This is a genomic window from Arthrobacter sp. NPDC080031 (assembly GCF_040702485.1).
Lineage (GTDB): Bacteria > Actinomycetota > Actinomycetes > Actinomycetales > Micrococcaceae > Arthrobacter.
Genome location: NZ_JBFBLA010000009.1, coordinates 176,894 through 183,346 on the forward strand (window position 1 = coordinate 176,894; position 6,453 = coordinate 183,346).

Annotated in this window: 7 protein-coding genes; 6 read left to right on the forward strand and 1 reads right to left on the reverse strand. The window is 64.4% G+C overall.

Annotated features, from left to right (window positions below; translation table 11 throughout):
- From AB0323_RS09890 to AB0323_RS09915, 6 genes are all read left to right on the forward strand, one after another.
- Positions 1–522, forward strand: a complete 522-nt coding sequence (locus AB0323_RS09890) for a DUF3180 domain-containing protein (RefSeq protein WP_364542687.1) — start codon at positions 1–3, stop codon at positions 520–522.
- Positions 503–1,015, forward strand: coding sequence for a PH domain-containing protein (locus tag AB0323_RS09895; protein ID WP_366177148.1), 513 nt, complete (start codon positions 503–505; stop codon positions 1,013–1,015). The genes AB0323_RS09890 and AB0323_RS09895 overlap by 20 nt, the downstream gene beginning before the upstream one ends.
- Positions 1,012–2,511 carry a PH domain-containing protein gene (locus tag AB0323_RS09900; RefSeq protein ID WP_366177149.1) on the forward strand — a complete coding sequence of 500 codons (1,500 nt, stop codon included), beginning with the start codon at positions 1,012–1,014 and terminating at the stop codon, positions 2,509–2,511. The genes AB0323_RS09895 and AB0323_RS09900 overlap by 4 nt, the downstream gene beginning before the upstream one ends.
- Positions 2,504–3,454 carry a DUF2520 domain-containing protein gene (locus AB0323_RS09905; RefSeq protein ID WP_366177150.1) on the forward strand — a complete coding sequence of 317 codons (951 nt, stop codon included), beginning with the start codon at positions 2,504–2,506 and terminating at the stop codon, positions 3,452–3,454. Before AB0323_RS09900 ends, AB0323_RS09905 begins: the two co-directional genes overlap by 8 nt.
- A complete protein-coding gene (gene panC / locus AB0323_RS09910) occupies positions 3,455–4,357 on the forward strand; it encodes a pantoate--beta-alanine ligase (protein WP_366177151.1) in 903 nt (300 codons plus the stop codon). It begins immediately after the preceding gene.
- Between the two features lie 129 nt (positions 4,358–4,486).
- Positions 4,487–5,935 carry a DHA2 family efflux MFS transporter permease subunit gene (locus tag AB0323_RS09915; protein WP_366177152.1) on the forward strand — a complete coding sequence of 483 codons (1,449 nt, stop codon included), beginning with the start codon at positions 4,487–4,489 and terminating at the stop codon, positions 5,933–5,935.
- Positions 5,936–6,263: 328 nt separating this feature from the next.
- On the opposite strand, the gene AB0323_RS09920 is transcribed toward AB0323_RS09915, so the two are convergent.
- The coding region (locus AB0323_RS09920) for a hypothetical protein (protein WP_366177153.1) at positions 6,264–6,453 on the reverse strand (190 nt) is incomplete at its 5' end.

Genomic DNA, 6,453 nt, shown 5'->3' on the forward strand with positions numbered 1-6,453 from the left:
ATGAAGGCCATGCGTCCGCTCTTGTTGGCGATCATCGCCGTCGTTCTTGCCGCATTTGGCTGGCTGATCACCGTGCTCACCACCCGCTACAGCATGGCGACGCCGGTGCTTCCTCCTTCCGCGTTGGTGACTATGGGCGTCATTGCCGTCCTCACGTTGATCATGGGCATCCGTGTCCTGCGCTGGCGCAACGGCAAGAAGAAGACCATGCTCAATCCCATCCTTGCCGCGCGAACCCTGATCCTGGCCCAGGCCTGCGCCTATGCGGGCACGGTGCTGCTCGGCTGGCATCTGGGAATCGTGATTGAGCAACTCCGGCTGTGGAGCCTCCGCAGCGACCAAGGCATCTTGTGGCTCGCGCTCATCATGGGCGGAGGCGGGCTCATCATGACCATCGTGGGGCTCGTGGTGGAGCGGTTCTGCCGAATCCCTCCGGAAGACCTGGAAGGCGGCCCCGGCGTCAGGGATCCACACCGTGGCGAGGCAAAGGGGGAAGGCGAATATGCATACCGCGGCGATTGATCCTCCTGGCATCCAGTGGCTGCGCGTTTCGCCGAAATACGTCAGGGTAAGGCTCGTCGAGTGGGCCATCGGCAACGTGATCACGATCGGCCTGTTCAGCCTGCCCTTGCTCTTCGTGGAACTGGGATGGTGGAAGTGGCCACCGCTATGGCTGGCCGTCGCCGTTCCCGCGGCGTTTTTGCTGCTTGGCCTGTGGCGGCTCGTGTTGATCCCGAGGCAAGTGCGGGCCATCGGGTACGCGGAACGCGACGACGATCTTTTGATCCGCCGAGGCATCTTCTTCCAGCGGACCATGGTGGTTCCCTATGGTCGGATGCAGTTCGTCGATGTAACGGTTGGTCCCGTCGAACGGCTCCTGGGCCTGTGCACCGTCAAACTCCACACCGCATCGGCTGGAACCAACGCCCACCTTCCCGGACTTCCCGCCGCTGAAGGCGCACGGCTGCGCGAGCAGCTTTCGGCCCGCGGCGAAGCGAGGCTGGCAGGGCTGTGACCCAGGAACGGACCGTGGTCGACGGCGACTGGCACCGCGTCCATCCGGCGTCGCCATTCGTGCGGGGATGGGTGGCGCTTGCGGCGATCATCTATTTCTTCGGCCGGGACACCTTTGAACGGGCCCTCCAAGGCCGCGGGACCATTGGCGACAACTTCAACGAACGCACGCTTTGGCTCCTGGCCGGGGGCGGCGTCGTGCTGTTGCTGGCTTTGGGGTCCTTCGTCCTCAGCTGGTATTTCACCCGGTACCAGCTCGCCGAAGGCTATGTCAGGGTCAACACCGGCTTCCTGTTCAAACAGCAGCGCCAGGCCCGGCTCGACCGGGTCCAGGCCATCGACATCGTGCAGCCCCTGCTTGCCCGTATTTTCGGGCTCGCGGAGTTGAAGTTCGAGGTGGCCGACGCCGGTCACTCGGCCGTCCGGCTCTCGTACCTCAGGCTCGCGCAGGCCAAACAGCTCCGCGCCACCATCCTGGGCCGGGCCGCCGGTATTGCCGACGGGAGCGAAACGGTCGAGGTGCCCGAAGCACCCGAACAGGTGGTGCTCTACGTGCCGCCTGGAAGGCTTGTTGGTTCGCTGATCTTGAGCGAACAGAGCTTCTTCATTGTGCTCAGCGCCATCGCGTCCGTGCTGGTTTCAGTATTGACCGAGTCCCGAGCCTTCATCCTCTACTTGATTCCGGCAATCCTCGGCTTGGGTACCGCCTACTGGCGCTCGTTCAACACGGGCTACAACTTTACGGCGGCAATTTCCCCGGACGGCATCCGTCTGCGCTACGGACTCCTGGATACCCGGGCCCAAACCGTGCCTCCCGGCCGCATCCAGGCGCTCAAGGTCACGCAGCCGCCGCTGTGGCGCATTCTCGGCTGGTATCGGATCCACGTGAACGTTGCCGGCTACGGGGAACACCACCGCAGCGAAGGCGAACACCGGACGTTGCTGCTTCCAGTCGGCCGGAAGCCGGAGGTGATGATGATGCTCTCACTCGTCCTGCCAGATCCCGGAACCGCGGACCCCGAGCGCGTGTTCACCGCCGGGTTGACCGGCCTGGATTCCGGGGCCGGCTTTGTCACCACCCCCAAGCGTGCCTGGATTCTTTCCCCGTTGGGTTGGCGACGCAACGGCTTCTTTTCAACGGACACGGCGTTGCTCCTGCGCTCCGGCCGCTTGTGGCGGAAGCTGGTAATGGTCCCGCACCAACGAACCCAGTCCATCGCCGTCCACCAAGGTCCGTTGGCCCGGCTGTTCGGCGTGGCCGACCTCGTGCTGCACACGACGCCGGGGCCGGTGGCGCCCCGGCTCGTCCAGGCAGCCACGGAGGAAGCACTCGGCTTGTTCGACGAGCAGGCGGCCCGGGCCCGGAAAGCCCGCAAACTGCAGAGTAGCGAGCAATGGCTGGCTCAACTTCCGCCCGTGGCGATGCCGGCCACGGCCCCGCCGACCACGCATGCCATGCAGCGTGCATCGACCCAGGAGGAACCCGACCATGGCTAGGCCAGGACGACTCGGCGTAGGAATCGTTGGCGCCGGCAAGGTGGGTGCCGTATTGGGTGCGGCCCTGCGCGGAGCCGAGCACGCCGTCGTCGGGGTTTCCGCAGTGTCGGAGGCGAGCCGGGAGCGGGCGGAGACGCTGCTGCCGGGGGTCCCGGTCCTCGAAGTCCAGGAGATCGTAGAGCGGTCCGAGTTGGTGCTCCTCGCTGTTCCGGACGATGCCCTCGGTGAACTAGTGACAGGACTGGCCAAGCTCGGAGCGTGGCAGCCTGGACAGCTCGTGGCGCACACTTCCGGCCGCTTCGGCGTCGGAATCCTGAAGCCGGTCCGCGCGGCAGGTGCCATTCCGCTCGCCCTCCACCCGGCCATGACGTTCACGGGCATGAGCCTGGACTTGACGCGGCTCCTGGACTGCACCTTCGGGGTCACTGCCGATGCCGCGATGTTGCCCATCGCCCAAGCCCTCGTGGTGGAAATGGGTGCCGAACCAGTGGCCATTGCCGAGGCGGATCGCACGCTCTACCACGCAGCCCTCGCGCACAGCTCGAACCACCTGGTCACCCTCGTGGCCCAGTCGTCCCAGCTGCTTCGGGACATCGGCGTCGACGCGCCGGAACGAATGCTCGGACCCTTGCTCCGCGCCACCTTGGAGAACGCCCTGGCCTCAGGCGAGTCCGCGCTGACCGGGCCCGTGGCACGCGGGGATGTGGGAACCGTGGCCGCCCACGCGGAGGCCCTCAAGGAGTACGACGGCGGTGCCGGCGGCGATGTCCTCGCCGCCTACCGGGCCATGGCCCGCGCCACGGCCCGCCGGGCTGTCAATCGCGGACTGCTCAAAGAGGGCCAGCTTGGCGACATCAACAACATCTTGGACGGCTCGGATACGCCGGACAACGGTGAGGACCGTCCAGGCAACGACGCTGCCGGGACGCAGGAAGGGAACTGAATGGCCATCAAACTTGTAACCACCGCAGCGGAACTGCGGGCCGAAAGTGCGCGGTTGCTCGCGGAAAAGCGCGGCAGCTCGCAAGGCCTCGTCCCCACGATGGGAGCGCTGCACACCGGGCACGCAGCGTTGGCCCGCACCGCCGTCGAGCAGAACGACGTCGTAGTGGCGTCCATCTTCGTAAACCCCTTGCAGTTCGGCGAAGCCGCGGACCTCGAACGCTACCCGCGCACGCTTGATGCCGATATGGCCCTCCTGGATGCCGAGGGCGTGGATCTCGTCTTCGCCCCGTCAGTTGACGAGGTTTACCCCGGCGGGGAGCCGCTGGTCCGGGTGACTTCGGGACCGCTGGGCGGGAAATGGGAGGGCGCCTCGCGTCCTGGCCACTTCGACGGCGCCCTCACGGTGGTCGCCAAACTTCTGCACTACGGACTGCCTGGCGGTCCAGCCGCCGACGGCGGTGCTGCCGCGTACCGCGCGTACTTCGGCCAGAAGGATGCCCAGCAGCTGGCCCTCGTGAAGAGGATGGTGGCCGATCTCAGCTTTCCGGTGGACATCGTGGCCGTGCCTACCGTGCGCAGTGCGGAAGGGCTGGCGCTTTCCAGCCGGAACCGATTCCTTTCCGAAGAAGAGCGGGAGGCGGCGCTGGTGCTGTCCCGTGCCCTCCGCCTCCTTGAGTCCCGCGCCCTGGCGAACGAACCGCTCGAGCTGGACTCCGCCGTCGCGCTCGTTGAATCGCAGCCCCTCGTGAAGCTGGACTATTTCGACGTCGTCGATCCCCGCACGCTCGAGCCGCTCGCCGAAAACTGCAAGGAGACTCCATTCCGGGGTGAAGGGCTTGCGATCATTGCGGCGAAGGTTGGACCCGTGCGGTTGATCGATAACGTGCCGCTGAGTTCCTGAACTCCCGGTTGCCCGCGCACAAACGTTTGGATTAACCTGCTGACGGGAATGCGCCAGAGGCTTAGACTGTTGCAATCCCCACCGGTGCAGAGCACCGGAAACCACCGCACCCACAGCCGAGGAATCCTCATGTCTGCTGACGTCACGTCCGACGCGCACGGCAAACCCGTGCCCGGGACGGGGACAAAACTAGCGAACGACAAGATGTCACGCGAGTCTGTCACCGTCATCGTCACGCTACTCGTAGCCACCTTCGTGGTGATCCTCAACGAGACCATCATGAACGTTGCCTTGCAGCGGCTCATGACGGACCTCAGCGTCGACGCACCTACAGTCCAGTGGCTCTCCACCGGGTTCATGCTGACCATGGCCGTGGTCATACCAACCACAGGCTTCATCCTCCAGCGGCTCACCACCCGGGCTGCGTTCCTCCTGGCAATCGGACTGTTCAGCGGCGGCACCCTGCTCGCGGCTCTAGCCCCGGGTTTTGGAGTGCTCTTGCTGGCGCGGATCGTCCAAGCGGGCGGCACGGCAATCATGCTCCCGCTGCTGATGACAACCATCCTGACCGTGGTGCCCCTGTCCCGCCGCGGTGCGGTGATGGGTAATGTGACCATTGCGATTTCGGTGGCGCCGGCCTTGGGCCCCACGGTTTCCGGCATCATCCTTGACCACTTCTCGTGGCGGTTCATGTTCGTCTTCGTGCTCCCGGTGGCCCTGTTGGCCATGGGTATCGGCGCCAAATTCCTCACAAACGTAGGCGAGCGAGGCAGCGTGAGGCTGGACTTCGCCTCGGTGCTCCTGACTGTTCCCGCTTTCGGCGGGCTGGTCTATGGACTGAGCCAGATCGGCGGCCATGCCGGAGCAACCGCCGTGCCGATCGCCGCGCTGGTGATCGGGGTACTGTGCATGGTGGCGTTCGTTTTCCGCCAGCTCAAGTTGCAGAAGTCCGACGCGCCCCTGCTGGACCTCAGGGCATTCAACTTCCGCATGTTCACGGTGTCGGTCCTGCTCATGGTGGTTGCCATGATGGCCCTGTTCGGAGGGGTAATCCTCTTGCCGCTCTACCTGCAGAACGTCCTCCACCTGCAGCCGATGGAGACCGGACTGGCGCTCCTTCCGGGCGGCTTGGCGATGGGCCTGCTGGGGCCGGTTGTCGGCCGGTTGTTCGACAAGATAGGTCCGCTCCCCTTGACTGTGACAGGTTCCATCCTGCTGGTCCTCACGCTGTGGCAGTTCTCGATGCTCACCGCAGATAGCCCCTTGTGGTGGGTCGTGGTCCTGTACGCGGTACTGAGCCTGGGCTTGGCTTTGCTGTTCACGCCGGCGTTCACCACTGGCCTCAACCCGCTCCCGCCCCACCTCTATTCGCATGGCTCGGCCATCATGAGCACGCTGCAGCAGGTGGCGGGGGCCGCAGGGACAGCACTCCTGGTCTCTATCTTCGCCGTGGTGTCAGCCGCGTCCGGCTTCGTCGCCGGGATGCAGGCCGCCTTCCTGACAGCCACTCTGATTGCGGTGGTTGCCGTAGTGCTGTCCACCATGATGCGCAAGACCGAGGGGGCAGCAGGGCACTAGCCCAAGATGGTGGCTCTTGGTCGCCTGAGGCGTGATTTGGGGGTGATTTGCGTGGGGTCTTGGGGGTGTGTAAAGTAGTTCGAGTCGCCGCCGCTGATGCGGAAAAATTGCGACAGACTCCCTTCCAAATGGAAACCAAATTCCTGGTTCGCTTTTGTGCGTTCCGGTGCGGTTTCGGGGGGTCCCGGATGGTGTTTTGTCCGGCGCGGTTCCCGGGTTCGGGAGTTGTGCGGAGAGAGCGGATCTGGTAACTTTGGGAGGTTGCTCCGGAGCGATCCTGGACCCTGTGGGGTGTGGGTGGTGCCGGGTGTGTCTGTTGTTTGAGAACTCAATAGTGTGCCAAGTTTGTTGATACCGATTTATTTATATGAATTGGTTGATTTTGCCGGGCCTGTGTCACCTCTGTGGGTGGGGTCTGGTTTTCAGCTGGTTTCAAATTTTGTGCAGCCTGGCCGTCCGTTATTTCCGGTGGTTGTGGTTGTGTCTGTTTTTGTTTTACTTCAACGGAGAGTTTGATC